We start from the raw sequence: 26,336 nt of genomic DNA, 5'->3' as shown, positions 1-26,336 counted from the left end.
TTTATGCTTTTATTTAAAAACCAACATTTACACCCAGCGTATACGTTCTGGGTCTTGGATATAAATTGTAATCTATGCCTGAAAAGATCTCCGGATCGATGCCTTTATAATCACTGATGACAAACACATTCTGACAGTTTGCAGAGATAGAGAGGCTGGCTGTACCGGTCCGCGACAAACGACCGGCATTGAAATTCAGTCCCAGGTTATCCATTTTCAGGAAAGAAGCATTTTTGAGGTAATAATCGCTCTTGTATTGGTTGTTCACAAACTTGCTCCTGTAGATATCTGCCGCAGCATTATTGATGTATTTCTCATTCATCATGAAGCGGCTTACCCCAAACTGGGAAGAGACATTATCGTAAATGTAAGCACCGATGTTTGAACGCAGTACTGTGCTTAAAGTCCACTTCTTATAATTAAAAGAAGTATTAAAGCCCATCACATATATCGGGGCGGGCGATTTGTAAAACCTCCTGTCCTCTTCGCTGATCCTTCCATCCCCGCTTAAATCTTCATACACCCCTTCCAATGGACTTCCCGAAGCATCGTAAACCTGCTTGTATAAGAAAAAAGCATATGGTTGCAAGCCCACGGCATGGTACTGGACATAATTGTCGATCCCTCCGGTAATGCCACGGGCGACCTGTTTATAATTGGGGTTGTTGTTAAGGGTTAAATTGGAAACCTTATTTTTATTATAGGCGAAGTTAAAACCGATATCCCAGTTTACCCGGTCGCCTTTAAGCAAGGCCACATTGATGCTCGCCTCAATTCCACGGTTTTCCATATTCCCTACGTTGGTGAGCAGCTGATTACTGAAATTGGTACCAATAGGAATTTCTATCGTAGCCAGTAAATCTTTGGTCTTTTTATAGTAAACATCTATACTTCCGGAAATGCGCCCATTCAGAAAACCATAATCCAGTCCGCCGTTATATGTGGTGGTCGACTCCCAGCGCAGGTTCTTGTCGTATGGCATCGGACTATACACGTGGTAAAAGTTATCACCAAGCTGATACTGTGCCTGGTCTGCTCCCAGGTTATAATTGGCCAGGTAGGCGTAATTTACCGGAACATCTTTGTTCCCGGTTTCGCCATAGCTGAGCCGGATCTTGAGGTCGGACACCACTTTACTGTTTTTCAGGAAAGCCTCGTCTTTAATGCGCCAGGTAAAGCCTGCTGAAGGGAAATAACCCCAGCGGCTATCCGGACTAAATTTAGAAGAACCATCTGTCCGGATGGTACCCGATAAAATGTACTTGCCTGCAAGGGTATAAACCAAGCGGCCATAGTAAGAAAGGAGTTTATTGCGTTGTATCTCAAAAGGGAAGTTAGGTGTGGCCTGTACTTGCCCCAGCGCATTGTAGGTAGGCAGGAAGTAATTCTTTTTAGAATTGTCGTAATAGCCATAGCCGGCAGTGATATTGAAATTACTGTTGATGCTTTCCAGCGTTTTGTTATAGTTAAGGTAAGCCTCAATAAACTTATCCTGCTGGGTACCCAGGTAGGCCAGCGAGTAGCCCTTGGTTAAGTAATAATAAGCCGAAGCTGCAGGCACATCTGTTTGTCCCTGGCCTTTGGCCACATCATAACCGATGTTCAGGTTGGCATGCAGTTCGGGTAAAAAATGAAAGGAATAATCCAGCTGCAGGTTACCAAAACTGCGGTCGGCCTTTCCGCGATTGGCATATTGCTCCAATAGGGAAACCGGGTTTCGGGGTGTAGCTACATTTGGGACATTACCGCTTGCCCATTCAAAATAATTACCAAACTGGTTATCGGCATGTACATTTTGTGTAGGATCAAAGGCAATGGCACTGGGTACGGCCAGCTGGTTGGCAAAGTGTGAATTGGAAACGGAACCCTTCAGGTTTAAATCAACTTTTAAATGGTCTTCAAATAATGAAGGGGTTAGACGAATGCCCCCTGTCCCCCTTTTTAAACGGTCGGTCATCAATAAACCTTTCTGGTCCAGATAGCCTGCTGAGATTCGGTAAGGGACCTTTTTAAAGGTACCCGAGAGGCTCAGGTTATTGTCTGTACCAAAAGCATTGTCGTAAATCTCGTCCTGCCAGTCGGTATTTGCCGTCCCCAGCAGTGCTTTAGTTGCGGCCAGGCCTTTTTCATTCACATAAGACCTTACCTGATCAGCCGAAAGTACATCGACCTTTTTTGCCACAGTTGCATAAGAATTATTCGTACTGAAAGTAAACGTGGGCGCAGCAGCGCCTCCCTTTTTGGTGGTAATCAATATGACCCCATTGGAAGCCCTGGAACCATAAATTGCGGTTGCATTGGCATCTTTAAGTACCGTAAAGCTTTCAATATCATTTGGGTTAATGAGGGAAAGCTGACTTGCAGCTCCACTGATCCCCTCGCCGCTTAGTGGGATTCCGTCAATTACATATAGCGGGTTATTGCTTGCATTTAAGGAGGCAGCACCCCTGATGCGGATGGTACCTGCCGAGCCCGGTTGTCCGCCCCCGGGGATAATGGTTACTCCGGCAACTCTTCCCTGTATCAGCTGATCGGGCGAAGTAATCGCACCCTTTTGGAAATCTTTTGCCGTAACCGTACTTACTGCTCCGGTAAGGTTCTTTTTGGTGGTCGTTCCATAACCAATTACCACCACTTCCGTGAGCTTTTGTGCATCGGGAGCCAGGTTAAAATTAACGGTGGTACCCGCTGAAACTACGGCCGTCTTTTCAAGTGTAATATAGCCGACAAAGCTGGCACTGAGGATCAGGCTACCGTTTTGCAGACCGCTGATCTGGTAGTTGCCCTTTGCATCGGTAGCCGTGCTCCTGGTGGTCCCTTTAACAATTACTGAAGCTCCAGGGAGGCCCTGACCGATTTCGTCGAGCACCCTGCCCGACACCGATCCGGTCTGCGCTTTCACCGCTATTGCGGCGAAAAGCAGTAGCAGGGCAAAGCCCTGTTTTAAAGGTAATGATACGTTCATACACTAAGGTTTAATCTATATTTGGCTATATTTTTAAGCATAAGCTGGCCGTCAGCAACCCAAAACCGGGCCCGACAAAAATCCTTCTTACAGGTATGATTTAATCTTCAATACGCCAAACCTGCAGCCCATAGGCAGGTATGCTGGCTTCAATTTTATCAGTATTCAATCTGAGCTCCCCAACTCCAAATTGCTGGTTCAGTTTACCCGAACCCGAACCGGTTATATTAAATTGCTGTTCCTGATCAGACAGGTTTACCGCCACAAACACCTGATCTTTACCCTGGCCCCTGCTAAAAGTATACACTTGTTTATTGTTGTTGACTAAGGTTTTATAAGCGCCGTTAACAAGGCCGGCATTCGCTTTTCTTAACGCGATCAGTTGCCTGTAGAAATTCCACAGTGAAGCGGGATTGTTTTTCTGCTCTTCATAAGAAATGCCATCGCTACTTTTCACAGTGCTGGTATCCCACCATGGGCCAGTGTTTTTGTACCAGAAGGCCATGCCTTTACCTTCGGCATTTTTATACCATTCAAAAGCTTCTCTCGAAGGGATCTCATTGGCATCGGTAATGCCACCATATTTCCCAAACCAGGTGTCGCCCAGCATGCCAATTTCCTGTCCGTAATAAATAGAGGGCACTCCTCCAATCAGCAGGTTCAGCGCAGCCCCCACACGCTCTTTTCCCGGGCTTTGTTTGACAACAGTGCCGAACCTGGCAATGTCATGGTTTTCAATAAAAACGACCTGCTGCTTGTTTGCCGGGGTCCTGGCAAAAGTAGTATCAGCATATGCTGCAATCTTTTCTTTGTTAAAGGAAGGGATGGCCTGTTGGATGCGGAAAGCAAAAACACGGTCGACCGCCGCCTTTTCGAGGTAGTCTATTCCATAGGATGCCCAGTTGGCCTGTTCGGCCATAATGGTCAGCTTAGGGTTGATCTGCTTTAATTTGTTAATGAGCGGCACCCAGAAGGTGGCAAAAAGATTACTTAGCCGCTTTTTATTATCCAGATCGTCCATCATATGGTCCAGGCGGTAACCGTCTACACCATCATCAAACTTACCATCGCCATTGGGATCGAGCCAGAATTTAAACAACTTATAATTGTATTCATGAACGGCTTTACTGTTTAAGTTAACCGTGGTAATTTTCCGTACAGTGCCATCATACCCTTTCAATTCTGTGATGTTGTAAACGATGGAGGAAGGTTTACTTTGTGCTTTATCGTCGTAAAGGATATAGTCCGAATATTTTGATGATGGGTTATTTAATGATTCCTTGTACCAGGGATGGTCTTCTGTAACATATTGGGTTTCCATATCCATATAGATCTTCATGCCTCTTTTATGGATCTCCTTTACCAGGTCGATATAGTCTTTCATGCTGCCATAGCGTGGATCGATCTTGTCGAAATTGCTGGAGTAGTAATTATGGTAGTATACGGATTCATATAGCGGGGTCATTAAAATGGAGGTGATCCCCAGGTCCTGCAAATAGCCCAGTTTTTCCCTCAGGCCATTCAGGTCACCATGCTGATCTCCGTTTGCATCGTAAAAACTGCGCTGAAAAACATGATACATGACTTCATTGGCAGGTACTTTTTGCTTTTGTACCTTACAGCTCGTGCAAAAAAATAAAATCATCAATAAAGCGGCAATGCCTCTGGTTAGTCCGTTCATAAATATATTTGGTTAGGTTGTGGTTTGTACAGTAATGCAGTGGAGGGCAGCGCAGCCTTGTTGTTTTACAACAACAAGGGGTTTAGTTCAGAGTCGGCCAAACTGCCCGGGGCTTTCCCCATCAGCCATGCCTGGCGGTCGGCTTCCTGCCATTTATGCTGTGGCTCGGTTACCCTTGCCCCATCAGCAAAGTAGATGATGGTCATTACCTCGCGCATTTTATCTGAGCTGTTTCCCGGCGCATTATGTATGGTATAGCCACGGTGCCAGCTCGCATCTCCTGCTTTCATAGATGAAGGTCTGGATATTTCGAAACCTTTTTCCTTTACATGGTCTTCAAAAGCATTCTCTGATTCATCAGAAATGATAAAATCGAATACATTGTTGTTTTTATGCGAGCCGGAAGCAAAGGTCAGCATCCCCATTTCAGGATTTGGAATATCTACCAGCGGCATCCACATGGTAATGGTATTGTTGGTATCCAATGGCCAGTAATTCTGATCCTGATGCCATGGTGTTGGCCCACCTCCCGGTTCTTTAAATAAAGCCTGGTCGTGGTAAAGCCTCACATTCTCTACGCCCAGCAGGTCGGCCGCTATTTTGGCAAACCTTTTAGCCAGTACAAACTTTTTCACGGCCTCATCTCCCCTCCACAAATTCATGATCTGCAAAAAGGCCTTGCCATACGTATCACGGTCTTCCAGCTTTCTTTTTTCTTCGTTGTATTTTGCGGCTGCAGTGCTGATGACCTGCTGGTAAACAGCAGCTTCTTCGGTGCTGATGACCTGTCCGATCAGTGTGTGTCCTTTTTCCTGAAATTCGTTGATTTTATCCTGGGCTGTTGGTCTTACCTCATTAAGATCCGGTAAATGCCTGGTTTCTGTCTTCATATGCTATAAAATTGGTTAATCCAAAGTAAAGCCAATCAACAACGTAAAAAAATGAAGAAATTATTTATAAAATGGTATATATTATCCAAATGGCTTTAAAATCAAAAAAATGCAGATAAATATTTCAATTCAAAGCGGCTAACCTTCATTAATATATCCCACCATAAACTTCTTTCTATAACCTAAAGGACTGAGGCCCATTTTTGATTTAAATACTTTGTAGAAATGCGATACATCGGTAAAGCCACTGTTAAAGGCAATATCTGATACTGGTTTATCTGTTTCAATCAATTGCTGGGTGGCATAATTGAGCCGGTACTGGATCACCATTTCCATAAAGGTTTTCCTGGTCATCTTTTTAAAGTACTTACAAAAAGCATTGGTCGTCATATTGGTCAGCGCCGCCGCTTCATTTAAAGAAACCTGTTTCCTGAAGTTTTCGACCAGATAGGCCAATACAGGGTTGATCCTTTTCTGCTCCACCAGGCTCAGGCGTGCCACATCAGGTTCTTTATCCAGCAGCACGAGTTTTGAAGATTGGGTAAGCTGATATAGGATCTTTAAAAAGCCGATCAGGGTATGGAAACTGTCCTGCTCCTTCATGTCAAGTATTGCGGCATATACTTTAGCAAAGCTCTCTGTATCGAACCAGATTCCATTTCCTGCCTTTTGAAACATCGACCTGATGGCGGCATTCTCGGGCTTATCAAAAAAATCTGCACCTAAAAAGTCGGCCGAAAACTGGATCACAATGGCCTTTGCATCACTTTGTTTTTCAGGCACCAGTTTCCAGCAATGAGGCAGGTTTGCACCTACCAGCACCATATCTCCTGCTTTAAAATCGGCCATGTGGTTACCTATATAACGTTTGCCCTTCCCACTTAAAATTAAAGCCAGCTCATATTCAGCATGGAAATGATAGGGCGCCTTGAAAGCTTCATCGCCGAATGCCCTGATCAGGAAAGACTGCTCGCTTGCAGGCTGAACAATTTCTGGTGTGGCTCTTATCATTGTCGTTTTTTAACACCAATATACTATTTCAAACCAAAATGAGACAACATATCCCACTTTTGTGACAAATTCTGCATTGTAGGTCTGATTTATTAGCCCTTATTTTGAAATAACCAGAATACCTGATCAATGAACAAGCCGATAACCTTTACCATGCATTTGTTGCTGGGTTTTATTTTCTACAGCAATTTTTCTTTAGCCCAGGAGGTTAAACTTAGTATAAAAGTGATTGCCCCTTTCAAAACTGCGGAGGGCGACAGCCTGGTGATTATCGGCGATCAGCCGGTATGGGGCAATTGGATGTACCCGCGCAGTAAAAAAATGGAGAAGCTGAACGACAGCACCTGGGTACAACAGCTTAGTCTGCCTAAAAACACAAAAGTAAATTTTAAAGTAACCAGGGGATCTTATTACCGTGAGGCCCTGTACAACCAAAGTGGACAAATCCCGGCAGCAACCTCGCTGACCTTATTGAAGGATACCGCAATTACACTGAGGCCCACCAGCTGGAACGACATTTATCAGCGCAGCATTACCGGTACAGTAAGGTATTACCACAACTTTAGCAGTCCCTTATTAAAGTATACGCGCAACGTAGTGGTATGGCTTCCGCCCTCCTATTTTAAGCAACCTGCAAAAAAATATCCCGTGCTGTATGCACATGACGGACAAAATATTTTTGACCATACCAATGGTGCCGGTGAAGAATGGCACATGGATGAAGTGGCCGATAGCCTGATGAAAAAGGGTAAAACCGATGAATTTATCATTGTGGGCATCGCCAATACCAAAGACCGCTGGGTGGAATATTCGGGCACACCCGAAGGCATGAATTACATTAAATTTATTGCAACGGAGCTCAAACCCTTTATTGATAAAAATTTCAGAACACTGAAAGACAAGGCCAATACCGCAGCCATCGGTTCTTCAATGGGCGGACTCATCTCTTTTTACATGGTATGGTACTATCCGGAAATCTTTTCCAAAGCCGCCTGCCTTTCCAGCGGTTTCTATTTTGATGATGGCCATATCCTTGAAAAAGCAGTCAAAAATAGCAGTAGATTGAATGGCAGCAAACTTTACCTGGATTGTGGCGGACAGGACCTGGATAAAGATTTTTTACCAGCAAATGAGCAGATGAATAAGATACTTTCAGAAAACAATGCCATTAAACTCAAATATCAGTATTTCCCAAATGACAAGCACAATGAACAGGCCTGGTCTAAAAGGCTATCCATTCCGCTGGTGTTCTTATTTGGGAAAACCGGTTCATTCTTAAATTAATGATCACAATGCACATCAATTGTAAAGCAGCAATCACCAATGGAAAAGGTGAATTTCAGATTACCAATATACGGGTAAACGATCCGGCCCCTGGCGAGGTCCGGGTAAAAATGGCCGCCGCAGGCCTGTGTCATACCGATTTCGATTCCCTGAATTGGGGGAAACAGATGATCATTGGCCATGAAGGTGCCGGAATTATAGAAAAGACCGGTGCAGGAGTGACTGGCTTTAAGCCGGGCGATAAAGTGATCCTGAACTGGGCAATGCCCTGTGGACATTGTTTTCAGTGCAATGAAGGGAACCAGCACATCTGCGAAAACAACTCCCCGGTTACAGGCCCGGCATGGAACAATAGTGGTGGTCATGCCCATCCCGCCGGGAGCACTTTTAACGATCAACCGATAGAACGTTCATTTAACCTGGGCACCATGGCCGAATATACGTTGGTGAAGGCCGAAGCAGTGGTTTTAAACCAGTCCGAAACCATGTCATTCCCGGCTGCGAGCATCATCAGCTGTGGCATCATGACAGGTTATGGCTCTGTAGTGAACGCCGCCAAAGTGAAACCAGGTAGCAGCGTGGTGGTCCTGGGTACTGGTGGCGTTGGACTAAGTGTAATACAGGCGGCAAGGCTCTCAGGTGCTGCCAGAATTATCGCTGTAGACATTAACCCGGAACGCCTGAAAATGGCCCTTAATTTTGGTGCTACCGACAGTATTCTGGCCAGCAAAGCAGATCAGGGACTACTCCTTGCCGCGGAAAAAGTAAAGAAACTTACCCAGGGACGTGGGGCAGACTATGCCTTTGAATGTACTGCCATACCTGCGCTTGGTGCGGCCCCTCTGGCCATGGTTAGAAATGCAGGAACCGCCATACAGGTAAGCGGTATTGAACAGGAAATCAGTTTCGACATGAACCTGTTTGAATGGGATAAAATTTACATCAATCCCTTATATGGTAAATGCCGGCCACAGATTGACCTGCCAGCCATTGTTTCCCTGTACGACAGGGGCTTAATCCAACTGGAAGAAATGATTACCAGGACCTATAGCCTTCATGAGCTGCAGCAGGCTTTTGATGATATGCTGGCCGGAAAAAATGCCAAAGGGGTCATTCTATTTAATTAAAATATACAGCTACATGTCAGCATTCAGAACCTTAGAAATATCAAACCCTGCATACGAAAGGGATCACCTCCGTTTCATTACTGTGGGTACAGACAATTTAGCGGGTCGGGCAGACATTTGCGTGTTTGTGCCACCAGGAACGGCAGACCTGCAAAATTTACCGGTGGTGATCTTATTACATGGTGTATACGGAAGTGCCTGGAGCTGGGCATATTGCGCTGGCGTACACCTGCAGGCCATGGAAATGATCCGCAAAGGAGAGCTCCCCAACATCATCATTGCGATGCCTTCTGATGGCTTATGGGGTGATGGTTCCGCTTATTTACCACATCATAACCAGGATTTTGAGCGATGGATCAGCACAGATGTGCCACAGGCACTTAAAGAAATGCTTCCACAGGTTTCTGAGCAATCTGTCTTTTTCATCTCGGGCTTGTCGATGGGTGGTTTTGGAGCCCTAAGAATCGGTGCTAAATATCCATCTGTTTTTAAAGCCATTTCTGCACATTCCTCCATCACCGAACTCGACCAGATGCCCCTTTTCACCAAAATGCCCCTATCGGTTTACAAACAATCCGATCCTGTGGAGGAAAGTGTATTGGCAACCCTGCTTAAAAACAAAGAGACTTTAGCCCCCATCCGTTTTGATTGCGGAAATAAGGACCTGCTCAACAGCCACAACCGCCACTTACATGAACAGCTCAGCTCCCATCATATTGTACATGAATATGAAGAGTTTGATGGCGGGCACGAATGGCAGTATTGGGAAAAACACATTGCCCGGTCCCTGCTTTTTTTTGCAAGCCATTTAAACACTTAAGGTCCGATGCCACCTAAATTTAACCTGAACCTAACCAAATTGTATGAATACCTTACCTCAAAACCGGATTAAACCGCAGCTTTCCCTTTCACAGATTTTTAACATGAGCTTTGGCTTTCTGGGCATACAATTTGGCTTTGCTTTGCAAACCGGCAATGCTTCGCGGATATTGCAGACTTTTGGTGCAGATGTAGAACACCTGTCCCTCTTCTGGCTGGCAGCCCCCATCAGCGGTATGCTCATTCAGCCCATCATAGGGTATTACAGCGACCATACCTGGACAAGGCTGGGCCGGCGGCGGCCATATTTCCTGGCAGGCGCCATTATTGCCGCCCTCTCGCTGGCACTCATGCCCAATGCCTCATTATTTACCCTGTTTTTTCCCCCATTGCTGATCGGTGCAGGAATGCTGATGCTGATGGACGCGTCGTTCAATGTAGCGATGGAGCCATTCAGGGCCTTGGTGGCAGATAACCTGCCCGAAAATCAACGCAGTACCGGCTTTTCTGTTCAAACCTTCCTGATTGGCACCGGTGCGATTATGGGTTCCTTTTTACCCTACGTTTTGGCCGAATATTGCGGGATATCTAAAGTTGCAGCAGCGGGAAAAGTACCCGACAACGTAGTTTACTCTTTTTATGCGGGGGCACTGGTATTGGTTACAACCTTGTTATGGACAGTTTTTACCACCAAAGAATACAGTCCGGAAGAACACCGGGAGTTTAATCCCGGAGAACAACATCAGGAAAATCACAGGGGCTTGATGAGCATTCTGACAGACTTTGCAGGAATGCCCAAAGTGATGATCAGACTAGGTATAGTGCAGTTCTTTTCCTGGTTTGCGCTGTTTTCGATGTGGGTGTTTACTACACCTGCCATTGCACAGCACATCTATAAACTCTCCCCTTCTGATACCTCCTCGGCCGCCTATGCCGATGCAGGTAACTGGACAGGTATTCTTTTTGGTATATACAATGTGGTTTCTGCAGTATACGCTGTTTTTCTCCCCTCGTTATTCAGGCTGATCGGCAAAAAGAATGCACATGTATTTTCTTTATCTGCAGCAGGAATCGGATTGCTTTCGATTTTCTATATCCATGATGTGCAACTGCTGATTTATCCGATGATTGCTGTAGGTCTGGCCTGGGGCAGTATCCTGACGACACCCTATGCCATTTTATCGAATGCCATTCCTGCCCACAAAATGGGAATCTATATGGGCCTTTTTAATTTCTTTATTACCCTGCCCCAGCTGGTCAATGGCTTTGTTGGTGGTTATATGGTAAAATACCTTTTTAACGGACATGCCATTTATGCCTTAATTACTGCGGGTGGGTTCATGCTGCTCGCTGCCTTGTCGACCTTTCTGGTAAAAGGTCACAGCCGGCAAAACAGGTAACCTGAGCAAACTGCTGACCCTATCAGTAAACAATAAACTGAACTAGAGGCATAATGAATGTCAATATGCTTCTTCAGGAAGCCAAAAGCGAGAACGTAAAATCCAAAGCAAGGTGATATCAGTCTTTGAGATAATTTTTAGGGTTCAGGCCAAATTTACCTTTAAATGCCCTATTGAAGTAAGACGCACTTGTAAATCCGGTTTGATACATCACTTCTGATACATTAGGCCCTTTGGTGGAGAGCAATTGGGCCGCCCTTTTTAATCGTATATCCAGAATAAATACCTGAATGGACATTCCCGTAAGCGCTTTTATCTTACGATATAAAGCCGGACGACTCATCCCGGATTTTTGACTTAATTTTTCTACCGAAAAATCCGGATTATCCATGTCCTGCTCTATTATAGCAATCAGGTTCTTTAAGATTTTCTCGTCGCGAGGCTCAACTTGTAATACAGCAGGTTTTAATGCAGCATCGTTGGATAACTTTACTTTTTGCAGTTCACGTTGTTTGACCAGATTTGATACTTTTAAATGTAATTCCTTTAGATTGAATGGCTTAACTAGATAATCATCGGCCATTGCCTCCAGTCCTTCTATTTTATTTTGCCCACTATCACGTGCGGTGATCATTAAGACCGGTATATCGCTGGTAGCGACATCGGATTTTAACATTTTACATAATTGCAGGCCATCCAGTTCGGGCATCATAATATCAGTAAGAATAATGGCTGGCTTAACCTTACGGATCAGCTTCAGTGCTTCCTGACCATTCTCAGCTTCAAAAACACAATAATCGTTTAGAAATTCATTCTTAAGCAATGTACGCAGCTCATGATTGTCTTCCACAATTACCAGTTTTGTCAATGACTGATCTTTATCAGGCCCTCCGGTAACAGATAAATCTTCAACAACAGCTTGTTCCTGTAAAGGCAACCTAATCGTAAACGTTGTTGTAGCATCTTCGGATAAAGTTCCATTTATGCTTTTAACTTCTATAGTTCCACCATGCAATTCTACCAGTTCCTTTGAAATGGTCAGACCCAACCCCGTACCAGTATTGCTATTGTCTTCGGCCTGGTAAAAAGGGTCAAATATTTTATTCTTTTTGTTTTCATCCAAATACGATCCCGTATTAGCTATGCTGATTATGATTTCTTTGCCCACACGATCTGCTCTTAGCGCGATCTTACCTTTTGGCTTCGAGAATTTAATTGCGTTAGAAATCAGGTTAAGTAATACTTGTTCCATTTTAAATGGATCAAGGAGATAATAACTTTGGGTACCAACAGCTATTTCATAAATCAACTCTTTTTCACGGATCAGGTCAGTAAATTGAATAAAAGTCCTTCTTAAAAACTCATCCAGGTCGACGTTTTCCTTATGAAGGATGACTTTACCATTTTCGATTTTTCTGAAGTCAAGAACCTGGTCTATTAATGACTTTAGGCGGCTGGCGTTCGTTTGTGCAATTTCCAGGCCCGACAATAAGGCTTTGGGAATATCTTTTCGATTTACCAGCTGTTCCAGTGGGGTGATGATCAGCGTTAATGGAGTGCGTAGTTCATGGGAAACGGTAGTAAAGAAATCCATTTTATCCTCATATAACTTGATCTCCTGCTCCTGCTCACTACGTTCCAATGCTGCTTTATGACGGCGCTCGATTTTCTTCAAGGTATTCCTCCTTTGTAGAAAAAACACCAGTCCGATTACCGTAATGTAAAGAGCATATCCACCTTTGCTATTCCAGAAGGATGGTAATATGATAATTTCGAGAGTCGTTGGTACCTTGCTCCAGACACCGTTACCTCCGGAGGCATACAATTCAAACATATATTTACCAGGTGGCAATCCAGTATAATTAACAGATCGTTTGAGACTACTTGTATAAACAAAATCTTTTTCGAAGCCCATTAACCGATATTTATAAGTTATTTTCTCAAAATCATGGCTATGGACGCTAATGAATTCCAGTCCGAAGTTCTTGATCGTATGGTTAAGTTCGATCTTACCAAAATACTCCAATGACTTTTCCAAAATCACATCACCGTTGACCACATCCCCTGGTTTGATGGTAATATTATTGATAATCAAACGGGTAAGAACAGGCTGTGAAATGACTAATTGCCTGTTAATCGCATTGGGATAGAAAATATTGAAGCCATTTATGCCCCCGAAGATGAACTCCCCTGTTTTGGATTTGAAAGATGATCCGACCTTTATAGAATTGCTTTGAAGGCCATCATTTGAATCAAAATACTGAAAACTCCCTTTAAGCGGATTGAATTTCGTTAAGCCAAATCCACCGATCCAGAAATTCCCTTCATCATCCTCCAGCAATGTTTCGATATCGTTGGTAAGCAATCCGTCGGCTGTTGTTAAAGTCTTAAAATAAAATTTATCACCCTTTGTGCCAGTCAATCTACTTAGCCCCCCGCTGATCGTACCCAACCATAGGTTCCCTTTTTTGTCATAATGGATAAGTGATATCCAATCGGAGTGTACCCCCAGTAAATTGTTGTCCGCTACGAAATGGGATACATTTTCTAATTTTAAGCTATTGTTATCAAAATGAAGTCTGTTAAGCCCTCGCCTGGTGGCTGCCCAAATGATCAATTGATCTCCATTTTTTTCCGTTTTTAATACAATATCATTCACAAACAGATTTGAGATCTTTGTACGCTTATCCTGATGGTCATTGGAATTATATACAAGCTGCCTGTTTTCATCAAAACAAAATAACCCACCTGATGTTGCCACCCATGTTCTCCCCTTTTTATCTGCTACGATACAATTAACCTTGTATTTGAAGGAAACACCACCTATACGTTCAAATCTGGTTTTCCCATTGATCAGATCCTGGTAAGTTCCATTAGCGGCATAAAAAACTCCATCGCCGGTACCCGCCCAAATGCCTCCTGTAGGTTCTTTATAAACTGCTGTTATGTCTGTTGCTACATTTCTTGTTAAACTACGATTTACACTCGTAAAATGATACTTCTCTGTAGTACGATCATAAAGAACCAGGAGACTTCCCCTGGTTCCAATCAGCAAATAGTTTTTATCGTCGGTAAAAAAGCATAAAGGATATTTAAGTTTAGCAAATTCGGCAGCACTGACATCTTTTGGATAAGGCTTGAATGTCAAACTACTTGAATTCAGAATGCGTACACCTTCACTCAGAATTGAAATAAATATACTGGAAAACCGATCTTTATATATGTCCTTAATAACCGCCTGCTTTTGTTCCAGATTATTTCCAAATATGTAGTGGTCAAGAATATTACCTACGCTGTTTAGAACATAAACACCCTGAGCCGAGGTGCCTGCCCAGATTTTGTCGCCACCATCCTTTAAAAGTGCCGTTACATTCAGATCACTGAGTTTTTGGGCTGAAAAATCTGAAATCGCTATTTTATATAACCCAAAGGAAGTTCCCGCTATCAAATGATCGTCATCAAAGGATGTGATGGTATTTACCGCGGTAATCGGACCCGAATTTATCCTATTAAACCTTAACTGTTCCGGCGCCTTGTAGTAGATTCCACCAGGTGTTGCTATCCAGGTTCCTTTTTTGGTATCCTGATGGATATAGTTTACTATACTTTCGTTTGACAGCGATACAGGCTTGATATTTAGCTCCTTAGTTACCCCTCTACTTAAATCCGCTACGTAAAGTCCGTATCCTGTCCCAATCCACAGCTCATCACCAAATAATCTGACACAAAACTTTTCCGTAATCACAGAATTTTTAGGACCTACAGGTAAGCGGGTAAATTGCCCGCTGATCAGATTCAGGAAGTTTAAGCCTCCGGATTGGGTAGCTATCCATAATCCTGAGCGTTTATCATCATATGCCAAACTTAATATGCGGTTATTTGACAACGAATTTGGGTTCAGATGCTCACTTCTGAATACAACAACATCAGTACCATCATACCGGCACAAGCCGTCAAATGTTGCAATCCATAAAAACCCTTTTGAATCCTGTACGGTACCGAGGGCATCAGTATGTGGAAGGCCATTATTGATGGTCAATGACTTAAACTGGGATTGTGCAAAGAGCTGATGCGAATTAAAAAACAGTAGCATGAACAGACATAATCCATAGAAATGGAAAGATTTATTTGGTAAAAAGGTGGTTCGGCAAAAATTGGTCATACCCGGTTTAAAATCAACTATTGACAATATATTAAAAATATAGATTAGCAAAATCCCATTAAAGCATTCCTGCCACTCAATAGCCAGGATTTTGGTGGCCTCTTAAATTTACATTAAGATCGAGTTCCCGTTGGGGCAATGGGAACCAGATTTTATTCTCCTTCCAATTGGCTTTTAATTCCTGAACCCTATAGTTGGAATGCAATGGCGCAGCGGAACTAAGACCGTTAAGGTAGGCGGTCATTTTACCAAATCTTATTAAATCAATTCTTCGTTTACTTTCGAAACAGAGTTCCCTGCTTCGTTCGTCAAGCAGTTCGGTAATAAAATCTGCTTTGTAATAATAAGTATTGAGATCTGCGAGCGTTTTGCCAGTCTTTACCACCCGCGTTCTCAGGTCTGATAAAATCAATCTTGCTGCAGGTTCGCTGCCGGTAAAATATAATGCTTCTGAGTATTGCAACATGATATCCGCATATCTTAATAACGGAATAGAAATACCGCTGGCCCACAATGGAATGGTCTTAGCCGAAGGCTTTACGTGACGAAACTTAGCCGCATTATTTTGCCAATGGGGCAAGCCTGTAGAGGGTCTTGGTTCGCAATAGGGAACACTGTTGATAATGACATCCGGAGTAGCAGGGCTGGCACTATAAGGCAAAGTGATGTTATGGCTTAATCTTTTATCTAAATCTTTGCCATATTTTAATACGAATTCGTTTGTGGGACGGTGTGTCCACCAGGTGCCACCGAAAGTATTTACATCACCACCTGGCGCAAATAGTTTGACAACACTTGGATAGGTAGCGGTAAGCTGATTTGAGGCCTCGGCCAGAAAGAGGCACTCTTCGTATTGTGCTGCTTTTGTCGTTTCTCTGAATAGATAATCATAATTGGCAGTTAATTTATAACCACTTTGATCAACAACCTCTTTTAAAATATTTTTTGCGCTATTGCTCATCTGACCCTCATCAACCCATGAAAAGCTATTCAGCTCAAAATTCAGATTGCTACTGACGTTATTACGTTTACAGGAGGCTAAATAATTATAAACCACACCTAAATAACCGGCAGCAGTCCATTTGTTTGCCCCACCCGACACCGTTGCCCTATGTGGCAAGCTTTGGTAACCAAACATGAGGTCCGGAATAATAAGATCCGAATAGAGTGTCTTCAAGCTCACCCTTGGTGCCAGAGGGTCGGGAGATGCGGTTGTCATTAATGGCACTCCACCAAATAAGGTAGCAAAATGATAATAATAAAATGCCCTTAAAAAGCGAGCCTCCGCAATAATTTCATCCAGGCGTTTTTTAGATTGCTCGTCAAAATTTACTTCTGTTGATTTTTGGATCAACACGTTACATCGCATAATCCCTGCATAATAGGCCTTCCAAAAATCACCGATTGCAGTATTGGTACTGCTGTACTGGGCTACCGCAAATTTTTCGGCATCAAGCCCTCCCCCGGCGCTATTGAGTGATAATTCATCTGTTCCAGCACTCAACATATACTGTAAACCAGCATTGTAAGTCCCTTCACTAACATCATCCCCTGGAAGTTCACGCGCATTTATCATTTGATAACATCCGGTCAGGGCCATCTCGAAATCTGAGATTTGCTTATAAAAATTTGAAGGTGATATAAATGATAATGGAGCTTTATTCAAAAAAGCAGACTTTTCGCATGAGCCCAATAGGAGAACGGTAATTGATAACGATATAAATTTTAATGCCTTTTTCATGTCTTAAATTTTAAGTATTCAATGCCTCTGATCGCAGAGGCTACTGGTAATTGCCTGATGACCTGTTAAAAAGTCAATTCTAAACCGAATATGATGGAACGGGACCTCGGATAAGCAAGCCTGTCATACCCAGGGAGTAACTTATCATTAGACCTCACATCGGGGTCAAATCCACTATAATTAGTCCATACATATAGGTTATCCAATGTCAAAAGCAGGTTTAAGTTTGAAATACCAGCGGTCTTTAATAAGGCTTTATTTTTCAGGTTGTACCCAAACGATAAAGTCTTAAATCGTAAATAAGAGCCACTTTCAACGTAGTAACTGGATGCTTCAGCATCTGTATTGGCTGAAGACATGCTGGCATATCTGTTTGAAGGATTTTCAGGTGTCCATCGGTTGTCCCAATATTGCTGGGTCAGATTAAAGGATACCTGTCCGCTCCCTGATTCTACCCGTGTAGGAAATTCATTAAAGATCTGATTACCATATGCCCCTTCAAAAAAAGCATTCAGAGAGAAATTCCTGAATGTAAAATTGCTGGAGAATCCACCACTAAACTTTGGATTACTATTGGAGATCACTGTCCGGTCTGATGCATTGATAATTCCATCGCCGTTCTGATCTTTATATTTAAACAATCCTGGCTGTGCTCCGGAAATACCGGTAACGCCATTCCTGAGGGTGTAAGTCCTCGACTGGTGTGGAATTGTCTGATCACTATTGTTTTGCCAGGTAAAATCATTGATCTGGTAAATACCATCCCATTCATAGCCAAAAGCTGTCCCTATGGGCTGGCCTTCCTTCACGATTCCAACATTGTTGATGTAACCATTATTAAAAATCACAGGTTTGGATTCTGTTCCACCTAAACTGACGATCTTATTTCTGTTAAAAGCAATGTTGAAAGTAGTATTCCATTTAAAATCTGTGGTCTTGATATTTACGGAGTTGATGGCTATTTCCAACCCTTTATTGCTTATTTCCCCAATATTCTGCCATTGGGTCGGAAATCCTGTTTGTGAAGCAACTTCTGAAAGTAATAACAGATCTTTTGTGGATTTATAATAGATATCAGCAGTCATATTAACCCGGTTGTTAAATAAGGAGAGGTCCAGACCAACATCATATTGTCCGGTTGATTCCCATTTTAGATTTAGATTTTCGGAGGAAACCGGAGACAATCCAAATCGTACATTCCCGTTACCGGCATAGCTTGTTGTACCGAGCTCGGACAAAAATCTATAGGCCGGAATCCTGTCATTTCCAGTTACTCCATAGCTTAGCCTTAACTTCAGATCCGAAACGATTTGATTATTTTTAAGAAATTTCTCTTCTTTAATGCGCCATGCAAAAGCGGCAGAAGGGAAAAAAGCCGATCTGTTTCCCGGACCTAATTGAGATGAATTGTCATTTCTCAATGTGGCAGTGAAAAGATATTTATTGCGAATATCATAGTTGACTCTGCTAAAAAAGGAGATGCGATTTTGCTCAATAAAATTTGAGCTGGGAAATCCTGGTGTTAATCCTTTGGAAAGATTGAAAACTCCCGTTGACTGATCCTGGAAATTTGAGATTGTGGTCCCGAAATTTTCGTAATTATAGGAATTGAATTCTGCCCCTATCATCGCTTTTAGCACCTGTCGCTTGCCCGTTTCAGTCCAGTAGTCCAGCGTGCTATTGGCCTGATAATTTCCGGTTTGCGTATGGTTATTGTTGGCCTTTCCATTATCCTGTTGCCCCCAAAGGGTATTTTTTCCGTAAAATTCAGAGAGTTTTGACGAAGTGGCTCCACCTCCTCCGCTTACTCTCAGTTTTAATTTTTTAGTGAATGCATAAGTAAGGTTCGCGTTACCTATCAGCCTGTCAAAATCTGTAAGCTTGTAGGAATTAAGAAGTTGATCCATTAGGGAAACAGGTGGAAAGGGATCATCTGCCGCCTTGATCAGCACAGGCTGGAAGGTATAGGCAGCCTGTATCAGGCCTGAGAAATTGCCTTCGCCCCCTCCACTCGATGCCACTCCGCTATTTTTGGTTTTACCCCAATTGGCGGTCAGGCTAAAATCAAATTTATCGGAAACTCTATGGTTATATTGGAAACGGGCAGAATAGGTTTTAAAATTATTGTTGATTACCAGTGCATCCTGATCAGAATATCCCAAACCGAAGGAATAACCAGATGAATTTGATCCTCCCTGTCCGGAAAGATTGTATTTCTGTGTCGCACCTCTCCTGAAAACAACATCCTGCCAATCATAGCTCTCCAAGCCACTTACATCCTTAACCACATCCGGTACGCCATCATTATCCAGATCTGTTCCAAAGCCCCTATCATTGGGCGATTTCAAAAAGCGGTACTGGACGTAATCCTGAGCACCCAATACATCGATCTTTTTTGTGATTTCGGAGGAGGCATAAGAGGAGCTCAGGTTAAATACAGGCTTTGAGCCGGATTTACCGGATTTCGTAGTCACTATAATCACTCCGTTTGCCCCTCTGGCCCCGTATATTGCAGTTGCCGAGGCATCTTTGAGGATATCAATGGAAGCAATTTGATCAGGACTGATTGTTGATAGCGGATTTAAGGTTGTACGTCCGCCAACCTTTGATGACGCCACCTCAGATTCCTGCATTTCAATCTGCACACCATCAATCACATATAATGGAGAGGATGCGCCATTGATCGAATTTCCACCTCTGATTTCCACACTCACTCCAGCCCCCGGTTCGCCAGATTGGGAATTGACCCTCACGCCCGCGACCTTACCCTGTAACGCATCTACAAAAGAGGTAGCAGTGGCGCTTTTGATGTCCTCCCCCTTTAAGCTACTGAAGGAGCCCGTCAGGTTTTTCTTATCACTTGTTCCATAACCGATGATCACGACTTCATCAAGCTTGCTCTGGGATGCGTTCAATACAATCTGTAAAAAACGCCGGGAATTTAGGGGTACTTCTCTTGTTTCCAGCCCCAGATAGGTAACTTTCAAGACCGCATTTGGATTGGATACCCTCAGGGAAAACTTACCCTCTGTATCTGTGATGCTCGCATTTTTCCCGTTTTTTTCAGAAACGGTTGCCCTTGCCAATAGTTTGGAATCGCTATCCCTTACCAAACCGGAAATAAGTATTCCGGTCGAATCGCTCAGGGCCTTCGTAGTAGTTGAGGGGTTTTGCTGACTGGCTCCAAAGCAATTCTGGACCGATAAAAATGGGATAAAGGCTATAATAGAAACACGTAATGCATGGAGTGTGGTGGCCTTCAAATAGCGCTTACAAGTATTGTTTATGGTACTCATATTCATATGTTCATAAAATATTTGGTTTGTATTGGTTACAATGTTATTGGCGTCATCAATCAATCTGATAAATCAATATCATTTACATTCCCTAATGAAAAAATTGATTGGGATGAGCAAAGTATTTGATGATCAGACTATTCTCTTATTCAGACTGAAGCTGTACACCTAAACTTTAAATTTCTTGACGAGGATTTCAGCGCCGGCACTGACTTTTACAATATATATCCCCAGAGCAAGCTGTACCGGAAGCGTTATTCGATTAATCCCCTCTTGTAAAACTACCTGCTGCTCGGCCAGTTTTCTACCAGCTATATCATATAAATAGATGGTTCCCTTAGCATTGCTCCTGAATGAAATATTTACGATTGGTCTTTCCTCAGACACCGTTACAAAAAGACTGCCCGAGCCCAGTTTGGTATGAACAGCGATGACTTCAGAATCGGAATGCTTACCATCAAAATTAATTTGTTTTAAGCGGTAATAGTTAGTTCCTGGTAAAGGTTTGATGTCATCATAAGAATAATGTTGTTGTTGATTGCTGCTGCCGGCCCCGGTTCTGGTCGCTATCTTTGAGAATTCCTTCGCATCGGAGGACCTGTACAATTCGAACCGCTCCTGATTTGTCTCACTGACAGCCGACCAATTGATCGTTATGAACTTACCTTTGGTCTGCCCCTTAAAAGTATTAGGTGGAACAGGAATTGCCGAATAGCTAAAGTCTTCAAATATTTTTGCCGTTTTCAGTAATTCCCCGTTTTTGTAAATCACATAACTGTTTTCGGCGGAGCTGGGACTGTCAAAAGTGTATAAATAAAATCCTCCCCAGGGGTAAGATGACAGCTGTGAAGCAGCTTCAATAAATTTATAATGTCTCAGATAGCGCGCGTCTTCATCAGGCACCGGAGATACACTCCGATAGCCAAATTCAGTAACATAAAGCATTTTCCCGCTGTTGCTGTTCTGAATAATAGAGTTTACAGGGCCTGCAAGCTCTTCGATTTCTTCATCTATCTGGTCCAGGGGCGTATCAGCAGAAGGGTAAAGGTGAATGCCTATGCCATCCACATAATTCAGATAATTTGTTGATGACTGTTGATTGGGATGGGTACCTTGTAATAGCTTAACCCACATATCGGAAAGCACAATTGCTGCGTTACGGGAAACATGCCAACTGGTTAGTTCACGCTCCATCACCAATCCACAAGAAATCAACTTGGGTCTACCTGTAGAAAACTGGACGCCGATTTCTTCATACATACCTTTGAGACATTCGCCATATTTTTGAATTCCCTCCCTGATTTTAATATACTGTGGGTCACTCCATGGTGTATTATAGTCGTACATCCTACCGCCAGGATAGGTATCAACATCGTTATTGAAATCCATCCAGTTCAATTCATTCCCAAATTCGATGGCCGCGATATCAATCTCAGCCACTTTTAACTTTGCCAGATAGGAAGTAAACCAGGCACGCACTTTTACCGGATCGATCTCTCTAAGCCGATACTTTTCTCCAAAACTGCCAGTTACATATTTTTTGGTGCATATCGGATAAAAATCGGGAAATGTGATCGGAATGTCGATCAAGACCTTTAATCCCTTCGAGTTGGCATATTTTAACTGCTCGACAGAGATGGCTTGCCCCTGAAAATGTGGATTTGGGTTTAAACGCACGCAGGTTGCACCTGTCGCAGCCAGCTTATCCAGGATCGCCTTCCACTCATCGCTGTTGCTCCCACTGGCATTACCATCAGGAACCCAGGATAGATTTGGTCTGTGGAGGCCGAGCGGGAAAGGAATAGATTGCGCCAATGCGGTCTTGAAAACTCCCAAAAGGAATATCAAGGCAAAAAAAACTGATTTCATATATTCAAGTAAGTTTGGGTTTCTAATTGATGGTGATCACATTTGAGCTGAAGATAGCCCCATCACAATCATATTGTTTCAACTTATAATAAGTGGGGCCAGTGCCGGGACTGTTGTCCTGCCAGTTATAGGTTTTTATCTCTGTAGAGTTTCCTGCAGCAGTTAAACTTGTTGCCGGTGCGAAATTTTGGCCATCAGAGGACCTTAACACCTCAAATCTGACAATGTTCAACTCTGTTGTAGTCGACCATGTAAGCTTAACGGCCCCACTCTCCCGAGTACCCTTAAATTCTTTTAACTTGATTGGCAAAAACACTGTATTACCAATCGTGCTCAGTTCAATATTATCCAGATGGATATCACAGCCCACCTGAACACCTGTTGGATATGAAGGAGAGTACGATGAAAATTTCAAAGACCCAAATGTTAATGTATTTGACGTTAATGCCAAATCATCACAATATTTTACCAAAACACCACTTTGTGTTTTTGCATAGACATCATAAGTGTAAGCTGCATTTGTTTCTGTGTTACCTAAAGGATTAGTGTAGGTCAGTACATTCGCTGAGTTATTAACGACGACCTGAAAGGTTGTAGAATCAGCAGTGAACGGTACCGTTACGCCACTGACATTCGTTGGGGTGGCAAATCGGTACGAAGATGCACCTGTACTTAATTTAACTGAGGTAAAAGGTAAACTCGTCAGTACAGTACCTGTTTGGATACCTGGATTGGTCTCAGTTATGACTGAACCATTATCGCCTATTTGTACAAAAAGCGCTCCGAACATGTTGACAGATCCACTGGAAGGCGTTGGGGTATTGCTATTGATGATTAAAGTGAACTTCAGCATAATGGCAGTTGGAGCCGTACTAAAGCTAAACTTTCTTAGCATACCAAATCTATTATCCCCGGCAGTAGTGAGCGGGCGCAGGATGGAAAAGAGGTGATTATTTAGGTTGACTGTTATGCCTGCAGATGCCGGGGGATTTCCTAAAGGACTGGCATAAAACTTACCCAGATTAGTGCTATTGTTATAAGTAGTCCCAGTATTTCCTTTAAGATAGTCATTCACATCATTGGAGTACTGAAAATTTTGTTTAAAAAAGACGTTATCGAACCTTTGTGCTTTTAAGGTGTAGCCGAGCAGTAGAATCCCTGCAAAGAGTAGCATTTGCTTCATTTAGATTGGTTTATTTGGTTAGATTGTAAATATCAACACACTATAGCTATTGAATTGACACTCATCGCTTGAAAAATTGCACTGAATATCAATTCGAACATAGGGAAAAGCGTACCGAACATCATACGATCAAGGGGAAGATATACAAATTGGAAGAAAGATTGCGAAATGAGTAAATTGATGCAAGGACTTATCAGACTTGGTTCAAGAAGCTACCGCAGGAAAAAAAGGATAACCGAAGCCAGTTTGAACACTGAGGAGAAACCTGAAAATTCACCCAAAGACAATTAAACCCCAAAAATCCCGCTGTACTTTTTTAAAGAGGGATTTGTACTCCTGCTGTATTAAGATCGAAAAAATTTAAGGATGATCTATTTAGAATAGCAAAATTATTCTATCCGAAAAGGGGTTTAGGATCGGATTTTGGCAGAAAAATCGTACAGGCAATTAGTTGTTAGTAAGATTCAATATTTTAGTTCTTCAGCAATTTAACGGCCTATCTATGGAAATCCAGATAGCCCAGGTTTAACCTTAACCTAGGGTTACTTTATTTCTGAAAATTGTAGCTTTAGCAGGAATCTCATCAGCAAAAGCAAGCGAACTAAGGTATCCGATCACAGCATTTGTTGTGCAAGATTCAGTTTTACGCCTCCCAGTGTGGGTGTGGGACTTACCCTCCCAATTTCAATAACTTTACAATCAGACGGTTTGCGAGGACTATATTTTACAGGTTGCAATCTCCCCCTTCATGCTCCCATAAACTCTGTATTCTGTTATTGATAATGGTCTTTCTCTAATCTAAGATTGGCATAAGTAGCCCTCTGGCTTAGGTAATGATCATTTTCCTTCTGAAAAAGATTTAAGTCGGGTAAATAATAATTGTTACACACGATTTCAAAACAAAAGAGCCGCCCGAAGGCAGCTCATGGCATTGTTATAAACACTGTAAAACGCATTACTTGATTTCAATCTGGTGGTGTGCTTATAGTTTTTTGCGGTTTTAGGCATCCGTCATAAGGTGGAATAGTAATCTAGCAGTGAACATGATAGCAGCTTTCAATTGTACAGTTTACTGATTCATTTTATGCCCGGATTGAATGACTGCCTGATTAGCTTCTTTAATGCGCTTTGTTTCCATTTTTTCAACCTTGCGATCGTAGGTGAGCACGCCATTAACTTCATGCTCCACGTCGGTGGTTTGGGTGTAAATGGCGACGCTAAGCCCTTTATATTTCATTAGTTGCTCTACACGATCTAACAGAAATACATATCTATCGGTTAATGCAGATTGGGTCGATTCGTATTCGTAAGCATTATTCTCTACCGGCCACATATGGCCGCGCACAAACAGGCCTACACCTCCAAACTCGCCTAATGATGCCGCCCGCTTATCATCAGGGACTGATGCCCCATAAGGACCAACGTATATGTGGGTGTCCACATAGTCGCCATTGCCGGGATCTCCATAGGCTTTTTGGTAGTTGGGATTGTTATTGAAACCGGAGTTTCCATTCACCAGTCTCGATGGGTCATATTGTTTTACCCAGGCCGTGAGATTTTTCACATCAAAGGCACCCCAGTTCTCGTTAAACGGTACCCAGGTAATAATGGACGGCGAATTGTAGTGATCATCAATAATAGCCTTCAGTTCCTTGCGAAAAACACGACGGGTTACAGTAGTGTCTTCATTTTGATACCAAATAGCTGGCATATCCTGCCAAACCAGCAAACCAAGTTTATCAGCCCAATAATAAAACCGTTGCGGCTCTGTTTTCATGTGTTTCCTGATGAGATTGTAGCCCGCATTTTTAGTGTACTCTATATCAAATTTCAATGCCTCCTCTGTTGGGGCAGTGAGTATACCATCGGGCCAATAGCCCTGATCGAGCAAACCGAGCTGCATCATAAATTTACCATTGATAAATGGGCGAACAACACCATTTAGCTTTGCCAGTGTAATATCGCGCATGCCAAAATAACTGGTCACCTGGTCGGTAATTTTTCCATCACTGTTATGCAGGGTTATTTTTAGATCATACAGGAAAGGATGTTCCGGCGACCATAATTCCGGTTTCTTTACCGGCAAATAAAAATAGGTACCACTGGCCGCTTTAGCTTGCGATACTTCCCGTCCATCGTTTAGCGCAATGGCAGTAACACTGCATCCGCTACTGGTGTTTACCAATACCTTTAATCGCTGGCCGTCTACATCCGGCAATAGCTTAATGCTTTTGATATGTGTGCGTGAGACAGGCTCCAGCCAGACCGTTTGCCAGATTCCAGAGCTAAATGTATAATCACCACGCGGACCGTTCTTACCAGATGGTGTTTTGCCATCATTAAGGTCGTGTGCGGCAACAACAATTGTATTGCGCCCCTTTATGAGATAGGAGGTAATATTAAAGCTGAACGCATCATACCCGCCCGAATGACTGCCTACTTTTTTGCCGTTAATAAAAACCGTAGCATCATGATCAACAGCGCCAAAATTTATCAATACCTCCTTGCCATCCCATGATGCCGGCAGTTCAAATATCCGGCGGTACCATAGGTTGATCTCTTGCTTTTTTTGTATCCCCGAAAGGAAAGACTCCGGGCAGTATGGAACCAATATTTGCTGATCTACCCTATCAAAAGAAGCAGCGCTCTGAGGGTGCAAAGCATCAGGTGCAGATTTACCACCTATATAATCCCATTTACCATTCAGGCAAAGCCAATCGGTGCGTTGCAGTTGCGGGCGGGGATATTCGTTCAGCGGTACTTCTGCCTTTTGGACTTGCTCAGTCCACCGTGTAGGAAGTTTAGCATCCTGAGCGTAAACCTGCATGCCTAACAAAAGAAAAGCTGCAAGGAGGGATTTTTTTTTATAAGATTTTTGTTTATGAAATATCATTTTTTCAATAAGTAA

The 26,336-nt window shown here is 42.9% G+C and carries 14 protein-coding genes; 4 read left to right on the top strand and 10 right to left on the bottom strand.

Features of this window, described 5'->3' with window-relative positions:
• Nucleotides 1-13: 13 nt before the first annotated feature.
• The 4 genes from BUC20_RS00455 to BUC20_RS00440 form a co-directional block, all read right to left on the bottom strand.
• Entirely contained in the window at nt 14-2,965 is a 2,952-nt protein-coding gene (locus BUC20_RS00455) for a SusC/RagA family TonB-linked outer membrane protein (protein ID WP_073226022.1), read from the bottom strand.
• Nucleotides 2,966-3,065: 100 nt separating this feature from the next.
• Nucleotides 3,066-4,646 carry an alpha-amylase family glycosyl hydrolase gene (locus BUC20_RS00450; protein ID WP_073226019.1) on the bottom strand — a complete coding sequence of 527 codons (1,581 nt, stop codon included), beginning with the start codon at nt 4,644-4,646 and terminating at the stop codon, nt 3,066-3,068.
• Nucleotides 4,647-4,711: 65 nt separating this feature from the next.
• Complete coding sequence (locus BUC20_RS00445; RefSeq protein ID WP_073226016.1) at nt 4,712-5,536, bottom strand: phytanoyl-CoA dioxygenase family protein; 825 nt, start codon at nt 5,534-5,536, stop codon at nt 4,712-4,714.
• A gap of 138 nt (nt 5,537-5,674) precedes the next feature.
• Nucleotides 5,675-6,547, bottom strand: a complete 873-nt coding sequence (locus BUC20_RS00440; protein WP_073226013.1) for an AraC family transcriptional regulator — start codon at nt 6,545-6,547, stop codon at nt 5,675-5,677.
• Nucleotides 6,548-6,676: 129 nt separating this feature from the next.
• Here BUC20_RS00440 and BUC20_RS00435 point away from each other — a divergent pair, with 129 nt between their 5' ends.
• Genes BUC20_RS00435 through BUC20_RS00420 form a run of 4 tightly spaced genes read left to right on the top strand, consistent with a single transcriptional unit; the run spans nt 6,677 to nt 11,177 of the window.
• Nucleotides 6,677-7,831: an alpha/beta hydrolase-fold protein gene (locus BUC20_RS00435; RefSeq protein WP_073226010.1), complete on the top strand. Its 1,155-nt coding sequence runs from the start codon at nt 6,677-6,679 to the stop codon at nt 7,829-7,831.
• Nucleotides 7,831-8,958: an alcohol dehydrogenase catalytic domain-containing protein gene (locus tag BUC20_RS00430; protein WP_200800862.1), complete on the top strand. Its 1,128-nt coding sequence runs from the start codon at nt 7,831-7,833 to the stop codon at nt 8,956-8,958. Before BUC20_RS00435 ends, BUC20_RS00430 begins: the two co-directional genes overlap by 1 nt.
• 13 nt (nt 8,959-8,971) lie before the next feature.
• The gene (locus BUC20_RS00425; protein ID WP_073226007.1) at nt 8,972-9,778 is read left to right on the top strand and encodes an alpha/beta hydrolase; all 807 of its coding nucleotides are present in this window, start codon (nt 8,972-8,974) and stop codon (nt 9,776-9,778) included.
• Nucleotides 9,779-9,821: 43 nt separating this feature from the next.
• The gene (locus tag BUC20_RS00420; RefSeq protein ID WP_073226004.1) at nt 9,822-11,177 is read left to right on the top strand and encodes an MFS transporter; all 1,356 of its coding nucleotides are present in this window, start codon (nt 9,822-9,824) and stop codon (nt 11,175-11,177) included.
• Between the two features lie 118 nt (nt 11,178-11,295).
• Here BUC20_RS00420 and BUC20_RS00415 read toward each other — a convergent pair whose 3' ends face one another.
• The 6 genes from BUC20_RS00415 to BUC20_RS00390 all read right to left on the bottom strand — a co-directional run bounded on the left by BUC20_RS00415 (nt 11,296) and on the right by BUC20_RS00390 (nt 26,321).
• A complete protein-coding gene (locus BUC20_RS00415) occupies nt 11,296-15,270 on the bottom strand; it encodes a response regulator (RefSeq protein WP_159441021.1) in 3,975 nt (1,324 codons plus the stop codon).
• A gap of 145 nt (nt 15,271-15,415) precedes the next feature.
• Entirely contained in the window at nt 15,416-17,080 is a 1,665-nt protein-coding gene (locus BUC20_RS00410; RefSeq protein WP_084528392.1) for a RagB/SusD family nutrient uptake outer membrane protein, read from the bottom strand.
• 65 nt (nt 17,081-17,145) lie between these two features.
• On the bottom strand, nt 17,146-20,376 hold the full coding sequence (locus tag BUC20_RS00405; protein WP_159441020.1) for a SusC/RagA family TonB-linked outer membrane protein: 3,231 nt from the start codon (nt 20,374-20,376) through the stop codon (nt 17,146-17,148).
• A 168-nt stretch (nt 20,377-20,544) separates the two neighbouring features.
• Entirely contained in the window at nt 20,545-22,245 is a 1,701-nt protein-coding gene (locus tag BUC20_RS00400) for a T9SS type A sorting domain-containing protein (RefSeq protein ID WP_073225997.1), read from the bottom strand.
• Nucleotides 22,246-22,267: 22 nt separating this feature from the next.
• Nucleotides 22,268-23,428, bottom strand: coding sequence for a hypothetical protein (locus BUC20_RS00395; protein ID WP_073225995.1), 1,161 nt, complete (start codon nt 23,426-23,428; stop codon nt 22,268-22,270).
• Nucleotides 23,429-24,497: 1,069 nt separating this feature from the next.
• A complete protein-coding gene (locus BUC20_RS00390) occupies nt 24,498-26,321 on the bottom strand; it encodes a glycoside hydrolase family 2 protein (RefSeq protein ID WP_084528388.1) in 1,824 nt (607 codons plus the stop codon).
• Nucleotides 26,322-26,336: the final 15 nt, after the last annotated feature.

The sequence above is a fragment of the Pedobacter caeni genome, from assembly GCF_900129215.1.
GTDB lineage: Bacteria > Bacteroidota > Bacteroidia > Sphingobacteriales > Sphingobacteriaceae > Pedobacter > Pedobacter caeni.
This window is presented reverse-complemented; position numbering and strand designations above follow the sequence as displayed.